Raw genomic sequence first — 19135 nt, 5'->3', positions numbered from 1 at the left:
TTGTTCACTGGGCCACCTCCGTGGCAGCGGCGCCGACCTTGACGACCTGGCCGGGCAGCGCGCCCGTATCACTGGCGACGCCCCCGCCCGTGGAGTTCAGCGGCAGCCACACCACCCGGTCGGGCATCGGAGTGACGCGCAGCGGCAGCCGTACGGAACCGGCGGGTCCCCGGACCTCGGCGAGCGCGCCGTCGGTGAGGCCGGCCTCGGCCGCCGTCACGGCCGACAGCCGCACCACCGCCTCGTGCCGGGTGCCGGCCAGCGCGTCGTCGCCCTCCTGGAGCTTGCCCTGGTCGAGCAGCAGCCGGTGGCCCGCGAGGACCGCCTCGCCGGTGCCGGGCACGGGCAGGGTCCGCGACGTCTCCAGGGGCTGGGACGCGTGCGGCCCGTCCCAGGGGGCGAGGCGGTTCAGCTCGGCGCGGGCGGCGCGTACGTCGCTGAGGCCGAGACCGACGTCGAGCGCGTCGGCGAGCATCGTCAGGACCCGGGCGTCCGGCAGCTGGTGCCGGTTGGCGGCCTGGTCCGGCTTGATGGCCGCCTCGAACATCCGCGCCCTGCCCTCCCAGTTGAGGAAGGTGCCGGCCTTCTCGGCGACCGCGGCCACCGGCAGGACGACATCGGCCCGGTCGGTGACCTCGGAAGGCCGCAGTTCCAGGCTGACGACGAACCCGACCGCGTCCAGCGCGAGCCGGGCTCGTGCCGGGTCCGGCAGGTCCGCGACCTCGACGCCGCCGACGACCAGGGCCGCCAGCTCGCCGCTCAGGGCGGCCTCGACGATCTGGCCGGCGTCGCGCCCGAAGCGGTGCGGGAGTTCGGCCAGCCCCCAGACCCGTGCGACCTCGTCGCGGGCCCGCGGGTCGGTGACCGGCCGGCCGCCGGGCAGCAGCCCCGGCAGCGCGCCCGCCTCGACCGCTCCGCGCTCACCGGCGCGGCGTGGGATCCACGCGAGCTTCGCGCCGCTCGCCGCGGCGAAGCGGATCGCCGCGGTCAGCGCGCCGGGCACGGCGGCCAGCCGTTCGCCGACCAGGATCACCGCGCCGGGGGCACGCAGGGCCTCGGCGGCCTTCTCGCCCGCCGCGTCGAGACCGACCCCGCCGGCGAGCGCGTCCAGCCACTCCGGCTCGGTGCCGGGCGCGGCGGGCAACAGCGTGCCGCCCGCCTTGGTCAGGCCGCGGGTCGCGAACGGCGCCAGTGCGAAGGTCCGCTGGCGCCGCTTCTGGTTCGCCTTCCGAAGCCGGAGGAAGATCCCCGGAGCCTCCTCCTCGGCTTCCAGCCCGACGAGCAGGACGGCCGGAGCCTTCTCCAGCGTCGTGTACGTGATGCCCTGGCCGTCCAGGTCCCGGCCGCGTCCCGCCACCTGCGAGGCCAGGAAGTCGGCCTCCTCGGCGCTGTGCACGCGGGCCCGGAAGTCGACGTCGTTGGTGTCGAGGGCGACCCGCGCGAACTTCGCGTAGGCGTAGGCGTCCTCGACGGTCAGCCGGCCGCCGGCCAGGACCGCGGTGCGGCCGCCGGCCGCGGCGATCCCGGCGGCCGCGGCCGCCAGCGCCTCGGGCCAGCTCGCCGGCTCCAGCTCACCGGTCTCCTTGTTACGGAGCAGCGGGTGCTTGAGGCGGTCGGGGCGCTGTGCGTAGCGGAAGCCGAAGCGTCCCTTGTCGCACACCCATTCCTCGTTGACCTCGGGGTCGTCGGCGGCCAGCCGCCGCATGACCTTGCCGCGCCGGTGGTCGGTGCGCGTCGCGCAGCCGCCGGCGCAGTGCTCGCAGACCGACGGCGACGACACCAGGTCGAACGGCCGGGACCGGAAGCGGTACGCCGCCGAGGTCAGTGCGCCCACCGGGCAGATCTGGATGGTGTTGCCGGAGAAGTACGAGGCGAACGGGTCGCCCTCCCCGATCCCGACCTGCTGGAGGGCGCCGCGCTCGATCAGCTCGATGAACGGGTCGCCCGCGATCTGCTCCGAGAACCGGGTACAGCGCGCGCACAGCACGCACCGCTCCCGGTCCAGCAGCACCTGCGTGGAGATCGGCACCGGCTTCTCGTACGTCCGCTTCTTTCCCTCGAAGCGGGTGTCCGCCTGACCGGTGCTCATCGCCTGGTTCTGCAGCGGGCACTCACCGCCCTTGTCGCAGACCGGGCAGTCCAGCGGGTGGTTGATGAGCAGCAGCTCCATCACCCCGCGCTGCGCCTTCTCGGCGACCGGCGACGTCAGGTGCGTCTTGACGACCATGCCGTCGGTGCACGTGATCGTGCAGGACGCCATCGGCTTGCGCTGGCCCTCGACCTCGACGATGCACTGCCGGCAGGCGCCGGCCGGGTCGAGGAGCGGGTGGTCGCAGAAGCGCGGGATCTCGATGCCCAGCAGCTCCGCCGCACGGATCACCAGGGTCCCCTTGGGGACCGAGAGTGCGACGCCGTCGATCGTGACGGCGACGAGATCCTCCGGCGGAACCGCCGCCTCTCCCCCTCCGGAGGGGGCAGACGTGGTGACTGTCATGCGTTCACCTCCAGGTGAGACGTTCCGGTGTCGGCCCATACGGTCGAGGCGGCCGGGTCGAAGGGGCAGCCCTTGCGCTCGATGTGCTCCTCGTACTCCCCGCGGAAGTACTTGAGGGAGGAGAAGATCGGGCTGGCGGCGCCGTCGCCGAGCGCGCAGAAGGACTTGCCGTTGATGTTGTCGGCGATGTCGTTGAGCTTGTCGAGGTCGGAGAGCTTGCCCTTGCCCGCCTCGATATCGCGCAGCAGCTGGACCAGCCAGTACGTGCCCTCACGGCACGGCGTGCACTTGCCGCAGGACTCGTGGGCGTAGAACTCCGTCCAGCGCGTCACCGCTCGCACCACGCACGTCGTCTCGTCGAAACACTGCAGCGCCTTGGTGCCGAGCATCGAGCCGGCGGCGCCCACGCCCTCGTAGTCGAGGGGCACGTCCAGGTGCTCATCGGTGAACATCGGGGTCGACGAGCCGCCCGGGGTCCAGAACTTCAGCCGGTGGCCCGGCCGGATGCCGCCGCTCATGTCGAGCAGCTGGCGCAGCGTGATGCCGAGCGGTGCCTCGTACTGGCCGGGGCTGACGACGTGCCCGGACAGCGAGTACAGCGTGAAGCCAGGGGACTTCTCGCTGCCCATCGACTTGAACCAGTCCTTGCCGCGCTGCATGATCGCGGGCACCGAGGCGATGGACTCGACGTTGTTGACGACGGTCGGGCAGGCGTACAGGCCCTCGACCGCCGGGAACGGCGGGCGCAGCCGGGGCTGGCCGCGACGCCCTTCGAGGGAGTCCAGCAGCGCCGTCTCCTCACCGCAGATGTACGCGCCGGCTCCGGCGTGGACGGTCAGCTCCAGATCGAAGCCGCTGCCCTGGATGTTCTTGCCGAGGTAGCCCGCCTCGTACGCCTCGCGTACGGCCTCGTGCAGCCGGCGAAGCACCGGGACGACCTCGCCGCGCAGGTAGATGAAGGCGTGGTTCGAGCGGATGGCGTGGCAGGCGATCACCATGCCCTCGATGAGCGCGTGCGGGTTGGCGAAGAGCAGCGGGATGTCCTTGCAGGTACCCGGCTCCGACTCGTCCGCGTTGACGACGAGGTAGTGCGGCTTGCCGTCCCCCTGCGGGATGAACTGCCACTTCATACCGGTCGGGAAGCCGGCGCCGCCGCGGCCGCGCAGCCCCGAGTCCTTCACGTACGCGATGACGTCGTCCGGCGGCATCGCGAGGGCCTTGCGCAGGCCCTCGTAGCCCTCGTGGCGGCGGTAGGTGTCGAGCGTCCACGACCGCTCGTCGTCCCAGAAGGCCGACAGGACGGGGGTGAGCAGCTTCTCGGGCGACACGGTCATCATTTGCCCTCCTCGCTCTCAGGTCCTGCCGGGTTGGCGGGGTCCGACACGGCGGTCTCCTGCGGTGCGTCGTGCGAGCTGGCGTGCTCGGCGGGGCTGGGGTGCCCGGGGGCGCCCGACGACGCGGCCGGAGTCTCGCCCTGCTGGGGCACCGACGAGCGGCGGACCGGCTGCCCGCTGTCCGCGCCGGACAGCGCCTCGCCGCGCGACAGCCGCAGCCCCGCGAGCGAGGCGGGGCCGGCTCCGCCGGTGGCCTCGACGGCGCCGGGGCGCTGGTCGGGGAAGCCGGCGAGGATGCGGGCGGTCTCCTTGTACGTGCACAGCGGCGCGCCACGGGTGGGCCGCACCTCGCGGCCCGCGATGAGGTCGTCGACCAGCCGCTTGGCGGAGGCCGGTGTCTGGTTGTCGAAGAACTCCCAGTTCACCATCACCACCGGGGCGAAGTCGCAGGCCGCGTTGCACTCGATGTGCTCCAGCGTGACCTTGCCGTCCGGGGTCGTCTCGTTGTTGCCGACCCCCAGGTGTTCCTTCAGCTCGTCGAAGATGGCGTCGCCGCCCATCACCGCGCAGAGCGTGTTGGTGCAGACCCCGACCTGGTAGTCGCCGCTCGGCTTGCGCCGGTACATGGAGTAGAACGTCGCGACCGCGGTGACCTCGGCGGTCGTGAGCTCCAGCTGCTCCGCGCAGAACCGGATGCCGGTGCGGGTGACGTACCCGTCCACGGACTGCGTCAGGTGCAGCAGCGGCAGAAGCGCGCTGCGGCTGTCGGGGTAGCGGGCGATGATGTCCTTCGCGTCCGCCTCCAGCCTGGCGCGGACCTCGGCCGGATAGTCGGCGGCGGGAAGCTGTGGCATCCCCAAACTGACGTCGGTCATCGGTCGACGCCTCCCATCACGGGGTCGATGGACGCCACGGCCACGATGACGTCGGCGACCTGGCCGCCCTCGCACATCGCCGCCATGGACTGCAGGTTGGTGAACGACGGGTCCCGGAAGTGGACCCGGAAGGGGCGGGTGCCGCCGTCGCTGACGACGTGCACGCCCAGCTCGCCCTTGGGCGACTCCACCGCGGTGTAGGCCTGGCCCGGCGGGACCCGGAAGCCCTCGGTGACCAGCTTGAAGTGGTGGATCAGGGACTCCATCGAGGTGCCCATGATCTTCTTGATGTGGTCGAGCGAGTTGCCGAGGCCGTCCGGGCCGAGCGCGAGCTGCGCGGGCCAGGCGATTTTCTTGTCCTCGACCATCACCGGTCCCGGCGCCAGCTTGTCCAGGGCCTGCTCGACGATGCGCAGCGACTGCCGCATCTCCTCCAGACGGACCAGGAAGCGGCCGTAGGAGTCGGCGGTGTCGGCCGTCGGGACCTCGAAGTCGTAGCCCTCGTAGCCGCAGTACGGCTGCGCCTTGCGCAGGTCGTGCGGCAGGCCGGCGGCGCGCAGGATCGGTCCGGTGGCGCCGAGCGCCATGCAGCCGGCCAGGTCCAGGTAGCCGACCTCTTCCATCCGGGCCTTGAAGATCGGATTGCCGGTGGCGAGCTTGTCGTACTCGGGAAGGTTCTTGCGCATCTTCTTCACGAGCTCGCGGATCTGGTCCACCGCGCCCGGCGGCAGGTCCTGGGCGAGGCCGCCCGGCCGGATGTACGCGTGGTTCATCCGCAGACCGGTGATGAGCTCGAAGACGTCCAGGATCAGCTCACGGTCGCGGAACCCGTAGATCATGATCGTCGTCGCGCCGAGCTCCATGCCGCCGGTGGCGATGCACACCAGGTGCGAGGAGAGCCGGTTCAGCTCCATCAGCAGCACGCGGATGACGCTGGCCCGGTCCGGCACCTGCTCGGTGACGCCGAGCAGCTTCTCCACCGCGAGGCAGTACGCCGTCTCGTTGAAGAACGGCGTGAGGTAGTCCATGCGCGTCACGAACGTGGACCCCTGGGTCCACGTCCGGTACTCCATGTTCTTCTCGATGCCGGTGTGCAGGTAGCCGATGCCCGACCGGGCCTCGGTGACCGTCTCGCCGTCGATCTCCAGGATCAGCCGGAGCACGCCGTGGGTGGACGGGTGCTGCGGCCCCATGTTGACGATGATGCGCTCGTCGTCGGACCTGCCGACGGTCTCGGCCAGCTCGTCCCAGTCGCCACCGGTGACGGTGAAGACCCGGCCTTCGGTGGTGTCGCGTTCCTCCGCCTGAGCGGGTGCGTGGTGAGTGCTCATCAGGAGTACGACCTCCGCTGGTCGGGAGCCGGGATCTGGGCGCCCTTGTACTCGACGGGAATGCCGCCGAGCGGGTAGTCCTTGCGCTGCGGGTGGCCGGGCCAGTCGTCCGGCATCATGATCCGCGTGAGGGCGGGGTGGCCGTCGAAGACGATGCCGAAGAAGTCGTACGCCTCACGCTCGTGCCAGTCGTTCGTCGGGTACACCGAGACGATCGACGGGATGTGCGGGTCGCTGTCGGGGGCGCTCACCTCCAGCCGGATCAGCCGGTTGTGGGTGATCGAGCGCAGGTGGTAGACGGCGTGCAGCTCGCGGCCCTTGTCCTCGGGGTAGTTCACCCCGCTCACTCCCGTACAGAGCTCGAAGCGCAGCGCCGGATCGTCGCGGCAGGTCTTGGCGACCTGCACGAGGTGCTCGCGGGCGATGTGGAACGTCAGCTCGTCGCTGTCGATGACGGTCCGGTCGATGGCGTTCGAGGGGAGCAGTCCCTGCTCCTCCAGCGCACCCTCCAGCTCGTCGGCCACCTCGTCGAACCAGCCGCCGTAGGGGCGGTGGGCCGGTCCTGGCAGCCTGACCGTCCTGACGAGGCCGCCGTAGCCGGAGGTGTCGCCGCCGTTGTTGGCGCCGAACATGCCCTTCCGGTGGCCGATGACCTCGCCGCCCGCGTCGCGCTGGCCGGGGAGGTTGTCGGTCTGTACGTCTCGGTCGGGGTTGGTGCCGTTGGCGTCTGTCACCGCAGCAGCCCCTTCATCTCGATCAGCGGGAGCGCGTTGAGGGCGGCGGACTCCGCTTCGCGGGCCGCCTCCTCACGGTTCACACCGAGCTTCTCGCCCTGGATCTTCTGGTGGAGCTTGAGGATGGCGTCCATGAGCATCTCGGGCCGGGGCGGGCAACCGGGCAAATAGATATCAACGGGAACAATGTGGTCAACACCCTGCACAATGGCGTAATTGTTGAACATTCCACCCGAAGAGGCACAGACCCCCATGGAGATGACCCACTTGGGATTCGGCATCTGGTCGTAGACCTGCCGCAGCACCGGCGCCATCTTCTGGCTGACCCGGCCGGCCACGATCATCAGGTCCGCCTGCCGCGGCGAGCCGCGGAAGACCTCCATACCGAAACGGGCCAGGTCATAACGCCCGGCCCCGGTGGTCATCATCTCGATGGCACAGCAGGCCAGGCCGAAGGTGGCCGGGAAGACCGACGCCTTACGCACCCAGCCCGCAGCGGACTCCACCGTGGTCAGCAGGAATCCACTCGGCAGTTTTTCTTCGATACCCATGCGTTGGCCCCTTGTCCCCTAGTCCCATTCCAGGCCGCCGCGTCGCCACACGTATGCGTAGGCGACGAAGACGGTGAGCACGAAGAGGAGCATCTCCACGAGCCCGAAAATCCCCAGGGAGTCGAACGTGACGGCCCAGGGATAGAGGAAGACGATCTCGATGTCGAAGACGATGAAGAGCATCGCCGTCAGGTAGTACTTGATGGGGAAGCGCCCGCCGCCGATGGGCTGCGGAGTGGGCTCGATGCCGCACTCATAGGCTTCCTGTTTGGCCCGGTTGTACCGTTTCGGTCCGACGATCGAGGCCGTGATCACGGAGAAGATCGCGAAGCCGGCCCCGAGGCCGCCCAACACGAGGATGGGCGCGTAGGCGTTCACCGTCCCCCGCTCCTTCCAGTCGCCGATGACTGCGTGGGGGTCCCCCCGCGGGGAGGGACCGTGAGCCCGGGTCGCGTCCGGCCCCACGAAGATCGCTTTCAGACCGCGTTCATCTGAAGATCGCGCCTATGTGAGGCAGTTCACAAGCCCAAGCCGCCTGCATCTTATGCCCGGCGGTCTGTGATCTGCGACACGGGGTCACCCAAGGGCCTTGTGATCTCCACCACCTGACGAATGATCATGAAGGCTGATGAGCGGTGATCTTGCACCGCATGCGGTGCAAACAATCACTTGACGTTACATTCACTCACGTTACCCCTGGTCACGGCGGCGCGCGCATTATCAAGGGCCCCTCGCGGGAAGCAAATTCGCCCTGGACCGAATGGCGTGATAGCGCCCATCGCCCCCCGGAGGGTGAACGGGACGAAGGTCCCGCTGAGGTACGTGAACCCACTCACGAGCACGCGGCGGCGGCCCGGTGACCCCAGGGGAACGAGTCGGACATATGGTTCCGGTGAGCATGATCCAAATAAGGACATTAGGCCGTGCACACGACAACTGTGTCGCATCCCACCTTTGTTGAACGGAACCGTCGCATCCTGATAGCCAGGACCACATGTCCCCGAACCTGAACCGGACGACCTCGTCCGAATCGCATATACGCCGCCGACGGCACGCCGCTCCCGGTAACCCGAACTGGGTCCGTCGGGCCGGAATCGTCGGCGGCGTCGTCAGTGCGCTCGCGCTCAGTGGCGCGGCCGCTCCGGCCATGGCCGAACACCGCAACACCCCGCCGGCGCCGGCCGACACCACGACGACCGCCGAGCAGATCCCCGCCCTCAGCACCAGCGCCTCCGCCGCGCAGGCCGCAGCAGCTCTCGACCAGACGGTCGTCCAGCTGAAGCTGCGGGACGCCGAGGACACCGCGACCGCCGACGCGAAGAAGGTCGCGGCCGCGACCAAGAAGGCCGAGCTGAAGAAGGCCGCTGACGCCGAGGAGGCCGCCGCCAAGGCCGCCGACGCACGCGAGGCCGCCTCCCAGGCCGCGTCCCGCTCCTCGGAGCGCGCCAAGCTTTCGGTGACGTCCTCCGACTCCTCGTCCTCCTCGTCCTCGTCCTCGAAGGTGTCCTCCGCCGCCTCCACGGCGAGTGGGAGCATCGCGAGCGTCATCAGCTTCCTGCAGGCGCAGGTCGGCAAGGCGTACGTCATGGGCGGCACCGGCCCGTCCTCGTACGACTGCTCGGGCCTGACCCAGGCGGCGTTCAAGACGATCGGCGTGGACCTCCCGCGCACCTCCCAGGAGCAGTCGAACACCGGCACCCCGGTGTCCATCAGCTCCCTCCAGGTCGGCGACCTGGTCTTCTGGGGCGGCCAGGGCAGCGCCTACCACGTCGGCGTCTACATCGGGAACGACCAGTACCTCGACGCCGCCAACCCGGAGACGGGCATCGGCGTCCACGACATGAGCTGGTCCACCCCGGACTTCGCCACCCGCGTCGCCTGACCCACCCCCTCCTCCCCCACAAGGGCCGCCACCCCACCGCTCGGGGCGGCGGCCCTTGCGCGCGATGCGCGCTGCCTCGCGGCTCTCCGTTACCTCCGCGAACCTGTCACTGCTCTCCGTCCAGGGACGGATGAGAGGTTCGGGGAGGAGAGAACGGCCAGTGAACGAGTTGCACCGCGTCGAGATCGAACCGGAGGTCCGCGCGTGGCTCGACAGCCTCAGCGATCACGACTTCAAGCGGGTGGACGAGATCGTCAGCCTGCTGGCGGAACTGGGGACGAGCATTGGGGCCCCTGGTCCGACCACCTGGAAGGCCCGGTGTGTGAGCTGCGCATGCGCCTGCGGGACATCGCGCCACGCATCACCTACTGGATCACCCCGGACCGGAAGATCGTGCTGCTCACGGTGTTCCGCAAGACGAAACAGCACGACCCGGCACAGATCGACCGGGCTGTGCGCGCGCAGAAAGTCTGTGACAGCGAGCATCATGGACCAGTGAACGAGTCGTACGAGCGGGAGGCGTAATGGCAAGCCGGCACACCCGCTGGGTCCCCTCCGGCCTTGAGGCCGAGGATCCTGAGCGGATCGCGATCCGGGAGTCCCTGGCATTCGGCAAGGCGCTGTACGACCGCCGCGCGGCCCTCGGCCTCAGCACGGCGGAGCTGGCGGAACGGGCCGGCATGACGCAGGACGCCATCGAGTGCATCGAAGAGGGCGGCACCGAACCGACGATACTGCTGCTCCGCACGCTGGCTGCCGCCCTGGACTCCGACGTCCGCCTCACCCCGGGGCACGACCTGGGCTCCCTTTGGTTCGAGGCCCACGCCGCCTAGCGCTGCGCGCGCTGCGGCGAGAACGGGCCGGCTTCGCCAGCCTTGATCGCGCGGAGTAACGCCGGCCAGTGGGCGGGCGTGGTGGTCAGGATCTCGCCGGGGCGGTCGCTCTCGCGGAGGTGAATCAGGCCGGTGCGGGCTGCGCCGACTTCGAGGCAGCTGGGGTTCCCACCGTCCCCGCTGAAGCGTGACTTCCGCCAAACCGTCCGCCCTCACGCGAGGGCGCGAGCTGGGTTCGCTGGGTTCGAGGCACACGCCGCACAGCCCGCACCAGTGGCAGCTGAACTCAGAACAGTGCGAAGTGGTGCGTCTGCGGCGCTGCGCACCTTGACCGGGCGGAGGGGGCCCGGCCCCGGTGCTGCGCGCCTGCCAGAGGCTCGGCCCGCTGCGCGGCCCGGCAGGCCGCAGGGATTCCGGTCCGCTGCGCTGCCCGCGCGCGGTGGGGGGTTGGCCATGGCCGGCGAAGCGGCGCGCCTCCCGGGCGGGTGAAGCGCGCGGTACCGCTGCCTGGTTCCCGCCCACCTGGATGATCAGCTCGGGCGGCCGGAACTTCGCCCAACGGACTAGAAACCGTTCGTAGTGATCCACGTCTGCTGGAAAGTCGCCCCCTGAGACCCACAGGGCATCCCTCGTCACACCCACCCCACCCCGACGCGAGGAAGACCGACCAAACGCCCGCCACCCACAACGGGGAGCGCAGCGGACCGGGTTCACCTGGCGCCGGGCCGCGCAGCGGGCCGACCCGCTGGCAGGCGCGCAGCGCCGGGAGCCTCCCCCTCCGCGCGGTCAAGGCGCGCAGCGCCGCAGACGCACCACTTCGCGATGCTCTGACGTCAACCACCCCACCGCAGCGGGCTACAACCGGCCGGCCACGTCAGCCTTGATTATCCGGAGGAACGCCGCCCAATGGGCGGGGCTGGTGGTCAGTACCTCGCCGGGGCGCTCGCTCTCACGGAAGAGGATCAGGCCGGTGGGTGCTGTTGCGGCCTCCAGGCAGTTGCCGTTGCCGCCGTCTCCGCTGAAGCTCGATTTCTGCCAGTTGAGTTCGGACATGCTCTGCCTTTCACAGGGTGTACAGCGCGTGCTGGATGAGCCCCAAGGAGTCTCGCCTCGTACAAGAGGTGATGTCAGGTTTGGGGTCGAGTGGAGACAGGGCCGTGGTACTCAATTGCTCGAAGGCCGCTGTGTACTGGGATAGATACTGAGGCTCGGTCAGAAACGTGACGGAGACCGGATGCTCCACATGCACCGTACCCAGCTCGGGCACCCCGGGCTCGTAGAGGACGAAGGAATTGCTGGAGGCCGGGATCATCGGGGCGGCAAACGACATGATCTGGATCCGGATGTGCGGGAGCCGGGCAAGTTCAAGTAGGTGCTCGATCTGCTGGCGCAGAACATCGACCCCCACGAAGCTCAGTCGCAGCGCGGTCTCGTGGATCACCGTCTGGTACTGCGGCGGACTCTCCCCCAGCAGAATCCGGCCGCGTCGTTGCCGGAATTCGGCGTACCGCTCAAAGACATCCGGTGGCGCGTCAGGACTACCGGAAGCCAACAGCGCACGCGTGTAGGCCGGCGTCTGGAGCAGGCCGGGAATGAAGGTCAGCCCGAACGTCTTGATGGCATCGGCCGTCGACTCCAGCTCGGCAAAGTCCAGAGCAGTGTCGAGGAGCGTCGGCCGGAAATCCAGCCACCACCCCTTGCCCGTCGCGCGCCCCATCGCCACCAGCGCGTCGATCAAGGTCTGACTGTTGCAACCGTAGGCGTCCGCCAGAGTGCGGAGCTTTTCCTCGGGGATGGCGGTACGTCCCATTTCGATGTGGCTCATGTGGGCGCGCCCCAGCCCGGCGAGGGCTCCGGCGTCGGTGGCGGACATGCCGCTCAGCTCGCGAAGCCTGCGCAGTTCCGCACCCAAGCGGCGCTGCCGCTGAGACGGGTTGGACCTCAGGCCCATCACTACCTCCTCGAGGGATCACGGGCAGTCTGCCCGTCGGTCGGGGGCACGGTCCATTCGTTCGGAGCACTTCCGGCGATTTGGTTGCAATCGCTATATGTCGTTCTCTGGCGTCAAGAATGACTCGCCCACCCCTTGCGGAGCAGCCGGAGCAGCCACACCGCTACTCCAGGGCGAGTTGACCCCACGTCAATACATTGAGGGCAACCGGACACCCGGAGGCATCGCGTCATGCCAGGACCCGACTTTTCGCTCGTCTTCCCACCCGACCCCGTCTGGGTGCGGTCCGCTCGTGAGGCCGTTCGTGCGCTGCTGCGGAGCGCGCGGCGGGACGATCTCACCGATACCGCCCTGCTGTTGACGTCCGAGGCCGTGACCAACGCCGTCAACGCGTGCCATGTCAGTGGCTGTTCGATACCGGTCACGCTGTCCGCCGAGTGGACCACCGCCGACGCCGCCGAGACGACGCTGCGCGTCCTCGTGCACGACTCCGCGCCTGGGATGCCTGCCGGGCGGGCCGCCGAGGGGGGTGACGAGTCGGGGCGGGGGCTGGCGCTCATCGGGGACTGCGCCACGGACTGGGGGGTGCGGGCCACTGACACGGGGCCCGGGAAATCCGTCTGGTTCACCTTGTGAAAGGCCAGGTCAGACAGGTTCGGGGGCGTGCCGGGGGCCCGGGAATCGGCCAGCGGGGGGTCGGGGTGTCAGGATGGGGGGCATGACCATCAGCGTGTACTTCGACATCACCATCGACGACGCCCCCGCCGGGCGCATCACCTTCAACCTGTACGACGACGTGGCGCCCAAGACCGCCGAGAACTTCCGCGCCCTCGCCACCGGCGAGCAGGGCTTCGGCTACGCGGGGTCCTCGTTCCACCGCGTCATCCCGGGCTTCATGCTCCAGGGCGGCGATTTCACCCGCGGTGACGGCACGGGCGGCAAGAGCATCTACGGCGCGAAGTTCGCCGACGAGAACTTCACCCGCAAGCACTCCAAGCCGGGTCTGCTCTCGATGGCGAACGCCGGGCCGAACACCAACGGCTCGCAGTTCTTCATCACCACCGTCCCGACGCCGCACCTGGACGGCAAGCACGTCGTCTTCGGTGAGGTCGCCGACCAGGCCAGCCTGGACCTGGTGACGAAGATCGAGGGCTACGGCTCGCGCAGCGGCAAGACCTCCGCCAAGGTCACCATCGCCGAGTCCGGCGTCGTCAAGGACTGACGCCCTCAGCGGGACGTATGACGGACGCGCCGGGGCGGCGGTACCCGCCTCCCGGCGCGCGTCACGTCAGAAGCGCAGGCCTCGCGAGAGCAGGTCGAGGTGGTGGTCGTACAGGGCCGCCAGGTCCTCCTTGCCGTCGCCCTCCACCCAGTGCCGGATGACGGTCATGGAGATGGCGATGATCGCGGCGGCGGCGCAGTCCACCTCCAGGTCGCCGGGCTCGCGCCCGCTGCGCTCGCAGATCAGTTCGGCGATGGCGTTCTGGTTGCGCAGTTGCTCGTCCATCGCGCGGGCCCGGACGGCGGGGACGTTGAAGATGAGGCGGGTCTTGAAGAGCAGTTCCTCCCGGTCCGCCACGAGGACCGCCGCCAGCGAGTCGATCAGCGAGTGCCGGATGGCGTCGACGATCGGTTCGTCCGCGGGGCGGGCGCTCAGCGACTGCGCGAGCATCGGGTCGTACTCGTCGGTGAGGACGACGTCCTCCTTGGCGGGGAAGTACCGGAAGAACGTGCTGTGGGAGACCTCGGCCGCCGCGACGATCTGGTCGATCGTCGTCGCCTCGTAGCCCTGCTCGGCGAAGAGGCGGTAGGCCTCGCGGCGGATGCTCTGCCGCGTCTTCTGCTTCTTGCGCTCCCGCAGGCTGAGGCCGGCCGTGCCGGGGGCGGTCGAGGTCTCCATGTCGGTCATACGACCAATTCTCGCCGGTCACCCGCCGGGGCGGCCACTTCCGACGCCGCGGACCCCTCGGGGCGCGCCTCCTTCGACCGGCCGGGCAGGTGGACGGCGGCGAGGACGGCGCCGAGGATCGCGATGGCACCGCAGGCCACCAGGACCAGGCTCATGCCGTGCAGGAACGCGTGGTGCGCGGAGGCCAGCAGGGCCGCGTCGTGTGTGGACGCGGCCACCGCGTCGGCGCCCGTCACCGAGTCCCGGGCAGCGTCGGCGGCGGCGGCCGGGACGCCGGCGACCGACAGGCGCGCCAGGTAGCCGGCGCTGAGCAGGCTGCCGAGGCCCGCCACCCCGAGGACGCCGCCGAGCTGCTGGACGGTCTCCAGCAGGCTGGTGCCCGCACCGGTGTTGCCGGTGGGCAGCGAGGACATCACGAGGCTGGTGGCGGGGACCACCGCGAGCCCGAAGCCGAGGCCGGTGAGCGCGAGCCACGTGGCGGTGAAGCCGTACTCGTCCGCGGCTCCGACCGTCGATCCGAGCAGCGCCCCGGCCGCGAGCAGCGCGAGGCCGGCCGGGATGACGACGCGGGCGCCGAGGTGGGGAACCAGTGCCTCGCTCAGCATCGCGGCGACCATCAGTCCGCCGATCAGCGGGAGCAGCCGCAGTCCGGTGCCGAACGCGTCGTTCCCCAGTACCGACTGCAGGTACTGCGGGACGACGAACAGGATGCCCATGACCGCGAAGTTGACGAAGACGGCGACCAGCGAGCCCCACAGGAACCGGCGGTTGGAGAAGAGGCCCAGGTCCACCAGGGGGTGGGCGGTACGGCGCTCGCGGACGACGAAGGCGGCGAGCAGGGCCGCGCCCGCCGCGATCGTGCCGAACACCAGGGGGCTCCCCCAGCCCTCGCCCGGCACCTGGATGGTGCCGTAGACGAGTGAGGTGATGCCGAGGGCGCTGAGCGCCGTGCCGAGGGCGTCGAACGGGGTGGACGCGACTTTTTCGGCCTGCCGCGGGAGGGCGTCGACCGCCGTGGACGCGGCGCCGTCGGCCGGCCGCGTGCGGTCCGCGGGCAGCAGCCAGACGCTCGCGACCAGGGCGAGGACGGCGACGGGGACGTTGAACAGGAAGATCGAGCCCCACCAGAAGTGGTTGAGCAGCCAGCCGCCGACGATCGGGCCGATCGGCATGCCCAAGGCGGTAGCCGCGGTCCAGGTGGCGACGGCCTTGGGGAGTTCGGCCCGGTCGAAGATTTTGGGCAGGATCGCCATGGAGAGCGGCATGATCATCGCGGCGCCGAGGCCGAGGACCGCCCGGACCACGATGACTGCGGCGGGCGACCCGCCGAACGCCCCGGCCAGCGAGGCGGCGCCGAACAGCCCGATGCCGGTGACCAGCAGTCGCTTGTGGCCGTAGCGGTCGCCCAGCAGCCCGATGGGGAGCATCGCCACGGAGAGCGCGAGGAGGTAGCCGCCGCCGATCCACTGGAGCTGGGCGCTGGTGGCGCCCAGGTCGGCGGCGAGCGTCGGGAAGGCGACGTTGATGATCGTTCCGTCGAGTCCGATGATCAGGACGCTGAGCGTCAGGGCGCCCAGCGCCCACCAACGACGCGGTGAGAGTACGGGAGTTGGCACGACGACCTCCACGGTGGTTGGTTCCTAAAAGAAGTAACCAACAAATGGAAGTTAGTGTCAATAGAAATCTCGTTCCTCATCGCCGTCGGGTTCGGTTCGGCGATCGGTCAGGAGGTCTCCAGCTCCCGCGCGGCCTTCGTCATGGCGCCGCCCGCGTCGCCCGTGTTCACGACCCCGGCGGGCTCCAGCAGGAGGATGGCCGTCTCCTCCTCCGCGGCCGTGCAGTGCTCCACGCCACGCGGGACGACGAGGAACTCCCCCGGTTCGAGGACCGCGTCCCCCGCCCTGAAGCGGACGGTGAGCCGGCCGCTGATGACGAGCAGCAGCTCGTCGGTGTCCTCGTGGGTGTGCCAGACGAACTCGCCCTGCACCTTGGCGACCTTGACGTCGTAGTCGTTGACGCCGGCGATCCGGCGCTGCGCCCACTGCTCGGTGAACCGGCCGAGCGCGGCGGCGATGTTCACCACGGGAGGCACGGCGGGGGGCACAGTGGGGGCGGTTTCGGAGACGGTCATGGGAAAGGCCCTTCTGAGTGGCTGGTCCCCTGATCGTGGCCCCGCACGCGCCCGGCGGTCTTGTACGTTCCTCGCATGGGTGACATCACCGCTTGGCGGCCGGCGGTCCCGGGCATCAGCGAGGTCTTCCACGCGCACTTCGTGGACCACGCCTATCCCGCGCACACGCATGACACCTGGACGTTGATGATCGTCGACGACGGGTCGGTGGACTTCGGCCTCGACCGGCACCGGCACGGCGCCTCAGGGACCGACACCGTGGCGCTACTGCTGCCGCCGAACGTCTTCCACGACGGCCGGACCGCGACTCCCGCCGGATTCCGCAAACGCGTGCTGTACCTCGACGGAAACATGCTGCCCGAGACCCTGGCCGGCACGGCCGTCGACCGCCCCGTCCTCACCGACGGGCTGCTGCGCCACCGCATCGGGCAGCTGCACGACGCCCTCGGGCACGCGGGGGACGCCTTCGAGGGCGAGTCCCGGCTCGCCTTCGTACGGGAGCGGCTCAACGTCCACCTGGCCGCCGGCCGGACCCGCCGACCCGGCCGGGAGGCGGCCAGGCTGGCGGTGGCGCTGCGCGAGCTGCTCGACGCCCGGGTGGCGCAGGGCATCGCCCTGCACGAGGCGAGCGCGCTGCTGCGCTCCCACCCCACCCATCTGATCCGCTGCTTCAAGCAGACGTACGGGCTACCGCCGCACGTCTATCTGACCGGGCTGCGCGTCGACCGGGCGCGGCGGCTGCTGCTCGCGGGCGGGCGCCCGGCCGACGTCGCCACCGAGGTGGGGTTCTACGACCAGGCGCACCTGAACCGGCACTTCCGACGCCACGTGGGCACCACACCCGCGCGGTACGCCGGACATCCCACGAGCTAGGCCGTGTCACAAATCCCGCCTGGCCCGGGACGCCTGGTGCGTCAGCTCGTGCTGAGTGGTGTGCTCTCCTCAGCGTCGAGCTGGTGGTCTGCCCAGATGTAGCTTTCGGGAAGCAGCTCGGTGACGGGCACCATCCGGAGGCCGTCGTTTGTCCCGACGATGACCTTGAGTGCTGGGAAGTAGTCAAGAAGGACCTGGCGGCAGCGGCCACATGGGGGCACGACGCCTCGGTCACGGTCACCCACGGCGACGATGCTGTCCAGGTCATAGGCGCCCTGGGCGGCAGCGGTGCCGATCAGGACCAGTTCCGCGCAGGGGCCTCCGGTGAAGTGATAGGCGTTCACCGCAGTGATGATCCGGCCGTCTCGGGCGCGGGCCGCAGCCGCCATGGTGTGGTTGTCGCCCCGGCAGCGTGTGGCCGCGACGTGCACCGCTGCCCGGATCAGTTCGTGGTCGACACGGTCGGTCTGCGTGGTCATCTTCTCTGCCTTCTTGCACGGTCAGGCGACGTTGGCCCTGGCAACGACGGAGCATAGGCGCCGGTCGTCGGCGTGGCGGTTTCGCCAGACGACCACGCGCCGCCCGGCGCAGCACTGGGACGGCGCGTCACATCACAACAGGGCAAACGTTGCCTGATACGGCACTAGGCCGTGTCTGACACATACCGGCGTCCGCCCGGAGGGCGGGGCCCGGGGCGTCTGGTGCGTGCGATCGCACGGCGGAGGGTCGCCCCTGTACTGGACGTACCGGGGCGGGCCCGACAACTGGGGCCCCTCCCAGCGGTAGCTGGGGGAGAGCGCGCGTGCCAGGCGTCCCGGGCCAGGCGGGATGTGTCAGACACGGCCTAGGAGTTCGGGGCCACCTTGCTCAGGCCGTTGATGATGCGGTCCATCGCGTCGCCGCCGGTCGGGTCCGTCAGGTTGGCGAGCATCTTGAGCGTGAACTTCATCAGGACGGGGTGGGTGAGACCGCGCTGGGTGATGACCTTCATGACCCGCGGGTTGCCGATCAGCTTCACGAAGGCACGGCCCAGCGTGTAGTAGCCGCCGTAGGTCTCCTTGAGGATGCGCGGGTAGTTCTGCAGGGCCAGTTCGCGCTGGGCGGGGGTCTGGCGGGCGTGGGCCTGGACGATGACGTCGGCGGCGATCTGGCCGGATTCCATCGCATAGGCGATGCCCTCGCCGTTGAACGGGTTGACGAGGCCGCCGGCGTCGCCGACGAGCAGCAGGCCCTTGGTGTAGTGCGGCTGGCGGTTGAAGGCCATCGGGAGGGCGGCGCCGCGGATGGGGCCGACCTGGTTCTCCTCGGTGTAGCCCCAGTCGGCGGGCATCGAGGCGCACCACGTCTTGAGGACCTCGCGCCAGTCCAGCTCCCGGAAGGCGCTCGACGAGTTGAGGATGCCGAGGCCGACGTTGCTCGTGCCGTCGCCCATGCCGAAGATCCAGCCGTAGCCGGGCAGCAGCCGGTCCTCGGCACCGCGCTTGTCCCAGAGTTCCAGCCAGGACTCGAGGTAGTCGTCGTCGTGGCGGGGCGAGGTGAAGTACGTGCGGACCGCGACGCCCATCGGGCGGTCCTCGCGGCGGTGCAGGCCCATGTGCAGCGAGAGCCGCGTCGAGTTGCCGTCGGCGGCCACGACCAGCGGGGCGTGGAAGGTGACCGGGGTCTTCTCCTCGCCGAGCTTGGCCTCGACGCCGATGATGTGGCCCGTGCGCTCGTCACGGATCGGGGCACCGACGTTGCAGCGCTCGTGCAGCCGGGCGCCGGCCTTCTGCGCCTGGCGGGCGAGCAGCTCGTCGAAGTCCTCGCGCTTGCGGACGAGTCCGTAGTCCGGGTACGAGGCCAGTTCCGGCCAGTCGAGCTGGAGGCGGACGCCGCCGCCGATGATGCGCAGCCCCTTGTTGCGGAGCCAGCCCGCCTCCTCGGAGATGTCGATGCCCATCCCGACGAGCTGCTTGGTGGCGCGCGGGGTCAGCCCGTCACCGCAGACCTTCTCGCGCGGGAACGCGGTCTTCTCCAGGAGGAGGACGTCGAGTCCCGCTTTGGCCAGGTAGTACGCGGTCGTCGAACCGGCGGGCCCGGCGCCGACGACGATCACATCGGCGCTGTTCTCGGACAGGGCTGTGTCGGTCACGGTGGGCTCTCCGGTCTCGGCGAGGGGTCTTGGCTCCGACCGAGTCTATGAGGCCGCCGTCCGGGTGCGAGCGGCGGCTCTCGGTGTGGCCCTGGTCCGGCCACGC

At 69.9% G+C, this 19135-nt stretch carries 20 protein-coding genes and 1 pseudogene; 6 read left to right on the top strand and 15 right to left on the bottom strand.

From position 1 onward, the window contains the following. Window positions 1-4: 4 nt before the first annotated feature. Genes M2266_RS20955 through M2266_RS20925 form a run of 7 tightly spaced genes read right to left on the bottom strand, consistent with a single transcriptional unit; the run spans window position 5 to window position 7697 of the window. Window positions 5-2494, bottom strand: a complete 2490-nt coding sequence (locus M2266_RS20955) for an NADH-quinone oxidoreductase subunit G (RefSeq protein WP_277439576.1) — start codon at window positions 2492-2494, stop codon at window positions 5-7. Next, window positions 2491-3831 (bottom strand): NADH-quinone oxidoreductase subunit NuoF, encoded by a 1341-nt coding sequence (nuoF, locus tag M2266_RS20950; protein WP_277439575.1) that lies wholly within the window; start codon window positions 3829-3831, stop codon window positions 2491-2493. Before nuoF ends, M2266_RS20955 begins: the two co-directional genes overlap by 4 nt. Then, window positions 3828-4703, bottom strand: coding sequence for an NADH-quinone oxidoreductase subunit NuoE (gene nuoE / locus M2266_RS20945; protein WP_277439574.1), 876 nt, complete (start codon window positions 4701-4703; stop codon window positions 3828-3830). Before nuoE ends, nuoF begins: the two co-directional genes overlap by 4 nt. After that, window positions 4700-6034, bottom strand: coding sequence for an NADH-quinone oxidoreductase subunit D (locus tag M2266_RS20940; RefSeq protein WP_277439573.1), 1335 nt, complete (start codon window positions 6032-6034; stop codon window positions 4700-4702). Before M2266_RS20940 ends, nuoE begins: the two co-directional genes overlap by 4 nt. Continuing rightward, window positions 6034-6768 carry an NADH-quinone oxidoreductase subunit C gene (locus M2266_RS20935; protein WP_277439572.1) on the bottom strand — a complete coding sequence of 245 codons (735 nt, stop codon included), beginning with the start codon at window positions 6766-6768 and terminating at the stop codon, window positions 6034-6036. Before M2266_RS20935 ends, M2266_RS20940 begins: the two co-directional genes overlap by 1 nt. Continuing rightward, window positions 6765-7319: an NADH-quinone oxidoreductase subunit B gene (locus M2266_RS20930; RefSeq protein ID WP_138357562.1), complete on the bottom strand. Its 555-nt coding sequence runs from the start codon at window positions 7317-7319 to the stop codon at window positions 6765-6767. Before M2266_RS20930 ends, M2266_RS20935 begins: the two co-directional genes overlap by 4 nt. Window positions 7320-7337: 18 nt before the next feature. Next, on the bottom strand, window positions 7338-7697 hold the full coding sequence (locus tag M2266_RS20925) for an NADH-quinone oxidoreductase subunit A (RefSeq protein ID WP_269273369.1): 360 nt from the start codon (window positions 7695-7697) through the stop codon (window positions 7338-7340). A gap of 616 nt (window positions 7698-8313) precedes the next feature. On the opposite strand from M2266_RS20925, the gene M2266_RS20920 reads away from it, so the two are divergent. The 3 genes from M2266_RS20920 (at window position 8314) to M2266_RS20910 (ending at window position 10034) form a co-directional block, all read left to right on the top strand. Next, window positions 8314-9201 (top strand): C40 family peptidase, encoded by an 888-nt coding sequence (locus M2266_RS20920; protein WP_277439571.1) that lies wholly within the window; start codon window positions 8314-8316, stop codon window positions 9199-9201. Window positions 9202-9534: 333 nt separating this feature from the next. Further along, entirely contained in the window at window positions 9535-9726 is a 192-nt protein-coding gene (locus M2266_RS32390; RefSeq protein ID WP_346780915.1) for a DNA-binding protein, read from the top strand. Then, window positions 9726-10034, top strand: coding sequence for a helix-turn-helix domain-containing protein (locus M2266_RS20910; RefSeq protein WP_277439570.1), 309 nt, complete (start codon window positions 9726-9728; stop codon window positions 10032-10034). Before M2266_RS32390 ends, M2266_RS20910 begins: the two co-directional genes overlap by 1 nt. Here M2266_RS20910 and M2266_RS20905 read toward each other — a convergent pair. The 3 genes and pseudogenes from M2266_RS20905 to M2266_RS20895 form a co-directional block, all read right to left on the bottom strand. After that, window positions 10031-10225, bottom strand: a pseudogene (locus tag M2266_RS20905) (DUF397 domain-containing protein); the annotation flags it as partial. The gene M2266_RS20910 and the pseudogene M2266_RS20905 overlap by 4 nt on opposite strands. Window positions 10226-10889: 664 nt before the next feature. Beyond that, window positions 10890-11087 (bottom strand): DUF397 domain-containing protein, encoded by a 198-nt coding sequence (locus M2266_RS20900; RefSeq protein ID WP_277439569.1) that lies wholly within the window; start codon window positions 11085-11087, stop codon window positions 10890-10892. A 10-nt stretch (window positions 11088-11097) separates the two neighbouring features. Beyond that, window positions 11098-11985, bottom strand: a complete 888-nt coding sequence (locus M2266_RS20895; protein WP_277439568.1) for a helix-turn-helix transcriptional regulator — start codon at window positions 11983-11985, stop codon at window positions 11098-11100. Window positions 11986-12216: 231 nt separating this feature from the next. Here M2266_RS20895 and M2266_RS20890 point away from each other — a divergent pair, with 231 nt between their 5' ends. Both M2266_RS20890 and M2266_RS20885 read left to right on the top strand, forming a co-directional pair. Then, complete coding sequence (locus M2266_RS20890; protein ID WP_277439567.1) at window positions 12217-12621, top strand: ATP-binding protein; 405 nt, start codon at window positions 12217-12219, stop codon at window positions 12619-12621. An 82-nt stretch (window positions 12622-12703) separates the two neighbouring features. Next, the gene (locus M2266_RS20885) at window positions 12704-13207 is read left to right on the top strand and encodes a peptidylprolyl isomerase (RefSeq protein WP_277439566.1); all 504 of its coding nucleotides are present in this window, start codon (window positions 12704-12706) and stop codon (window positions 13205-13207) included. Window positions 13208-13273: 66 nt separating this feature from the next. Here M2266_RS20885 and M2266_RS20880 read toward each other — a convergent pair whose 3' ends face one another. The 3 genes from M2266_RS20880 to M2266_RS20870 all read right to left on the bottom strand — a co-directional run bounded on the left by M2266_RS20880 (window position 13274) and on the right by M2266_RS20870 (window position 16025). Then, window positions 13274-13894, bottom strand: a complete 621-nt coding sequence (locus M2266_RS20880; protein ID WP_277439565.1) for a TetR family transcriptional regulator — start codon at window positions 13892-13894, stop codon at window positions 13274-13276. Beyond that, the gene (locus M2266_RS20875; protein ID WP_277439564.1) at window positions 13891-15510 is read right to left on the bottom strand and encodes an MFS transporter; all 1620 of its coding nucleotides are present in this window, start codon (window positions 15508-15510) and stop codon (window positions 13891-13893) included. The genes M2266_RS20880 and M2266_RS20875 overlap by 4 nt, the downstream gene beginning before the upstream one ends. Window positions 15511-15617: 107 nt before the next feature. Continuing rightward, window positions 15618-16025 carry a cupin domain-containing protein gene (locus tag M2266_RS20870; RefSeq protein ID WP_277439563.1) on the bottom strand — a complete coding sequence of 136 codons (408 nt, stop codon included), beginning with the start codon at window positions 16023-16025 and terminating at the stop codon, window positions 15618-15620. Between the two features lie 75 nt (window positions 16026-16100). Here M2266_RS20870 and M2266_RS20865 point away from each other — a divergent pair, with 75 nt between their 5' ends. Beyond that, window positions 16101-16898, top strand: coding sequence for an AraC family transcriptional regulator (locus M2266_RS20865; protein ID WP_277439562.1), 798 nt, complete (start codon window positions 16101-16103; stop codon window positions 16896-16898). Between the two features lie 41 nt (window positions 16899-16939). Here M2266_RS20865 and M2266_RS20860 read toward each other — a convergent pair whose 3' ends face one another. Continuing rightward, on the bottom strand, window positions 16940-17377 hold the full coding sequence (locus M2266_RS20860; RefSeq protein WP_277439561.1) for a cytidine deaminase: 438 nt from the start codon (window positions 17375-17377) through the stop codon (window positions 16940-16942). Between the two features lie 365 nt (window positions 17378-17742). Beyond that, window positions 17743-19029, bottom strand: coding sequence for a geranylgeranyl reductase family protein (locus tag M2266_RS20855; protein WP_277439560.1), 1287 nt, complete (start codon window positions 19027-19029; stop codon window positions 17743-17745). Window positions 19030-19135 lie beyond the last annotated feature (106 nt).

The organism is Streptomyces sp. SPB162, assembly GCF_029504575.1.
GTDB lineage: Bacteria > Actinomycetota > Actinomycetes > Streptomycetales > Streptomycetaceae > Actinacidiphila.
The sequence above is the reverse complement of the archived record's forward strand: the minus strand, read 5'-3'. Positions and strand labels throughout refer to the sequence as shown.

What these genes read in the sequence shown, in the direction of transcription:
- M2266_RS20865 (WP_277439562.1), top strand. Translation starts at nt 16,101, where the DNA reads ATGGGTGACATCACCGCTTGGCGGCCGGCGGTCCCGGGCATCAGCGAG.
- M2266_RS20895 (WP_277439568.1), bottom strand. Translation starts at nt 11,985, where the DNA reads ATGGGCCTGAGGTCCAACCCGTCTCAGCGGCAGCGCCGCTTGGGTGCG.
- M2266_RS32390 (WP_346780915.1), top strand. Translation starts at nt 9,535, where the DNA reads ATGCGCCTGCGGGACATCGCGCCACGCATCACCTACTGGATCACCCCG.
- nuoE (WP_277439574.1), bottom strand. Translation starts at nt 4,703, where the DNA reads ATGACCGACGTCAGTTTGGGGATGCCACAGCTTCCCGCCGCCGACTAT.
- M2266_RS20885 (WP_277439566.1), top strand. Translation starts at nt 12,704, where the DNA reads ATGACCATCAGCGTGTACTTCGACATCACCATCGACGACGCCCCCGCC.
- M2266_RS20910 (WP_277439570.1), top strand. Translation starts at nt 9,726, where the DNA reads ATGGCAAGCCGGCACACCCGCTGGGTCCCCTCCGGCCTTGAGGCCGAG.
- M2266_RS20890 (WP_277439567.1), top strand. Translation starts at nt 12,217, where the DNA reads ATGCCAGGACCCGACTTTTCGCTCGTCTTCCCACCCGACCCCGTCTGG.
- M2266_RS20900 (WP_277439569.1), bottom strand. Translation starts at nt 11,087, where the DNA reads ATGTCCGAACTCAACTGGCAGAAATCGAGCTTCAGCGGAGACGGCGGC.
- M2266_RS20870 (WP_277439563.1), bottom strand. Translation starts at nt 16,025, where the DNA reads ATGACCGTCTCCGAAACCGCCCCCACTGTGCCCCCCGCCGTGCCTCCC.
- M2266_RS20955 (WP_277439576.1), bottom strand. Translation starts at nt 2,494, where the DNA reads ATGACAGTCACCACGTCTGCCCCCTCCGGAGGGGGAGAGGCGGCGGTT.
- M2266_RS20880 (WP_277439565.1), bottom strand. Translation starts at nt 13,894, where the DNA reads ATGACCGACATGGAGACCTCGACCGCCCCCGGCACGGCCGGCCTCAGC.
- M2266_RS20930 (WP_138357562.1), bottom strand. Translation starts at nt 7,319, where the DNA reads ATGGGTATCGAAGAAAAACTGCCGAGTGGATTCCTGCTGACCACGGTG.
- nuoF (WP_277439575.1), bottom strand. Translation starts at nt 3,831, where the DNA reads ATGATGACCGTGTCGCCCGAGAAGCTGCTCACCCCCGTCCTGTCGGCC.
- M2266_RS20920 (WP_277439571.1), top strand. Translation starts at nt 8,314, where the DNA reads ATGTCCCCGAACCTGAACCGGACGACCTCGTCCGAATCGCATATACGC.
- M2266_RS20940 (WP_277439573.1), bottom strand. Translation starts at nt 6,034, where the DNA reads ATGAGCACTCACCACGCACCCGCTCAGGCGGAGGAACGCGACACCACC.
- M2266_RS20860 (WP_277439561.1), bottom strand. Translation starts at nt 17,377, where the DNA reads ATGACCACGCAGACCGACCGTGTCGACCACGAACTGATCCGGGCAGCG.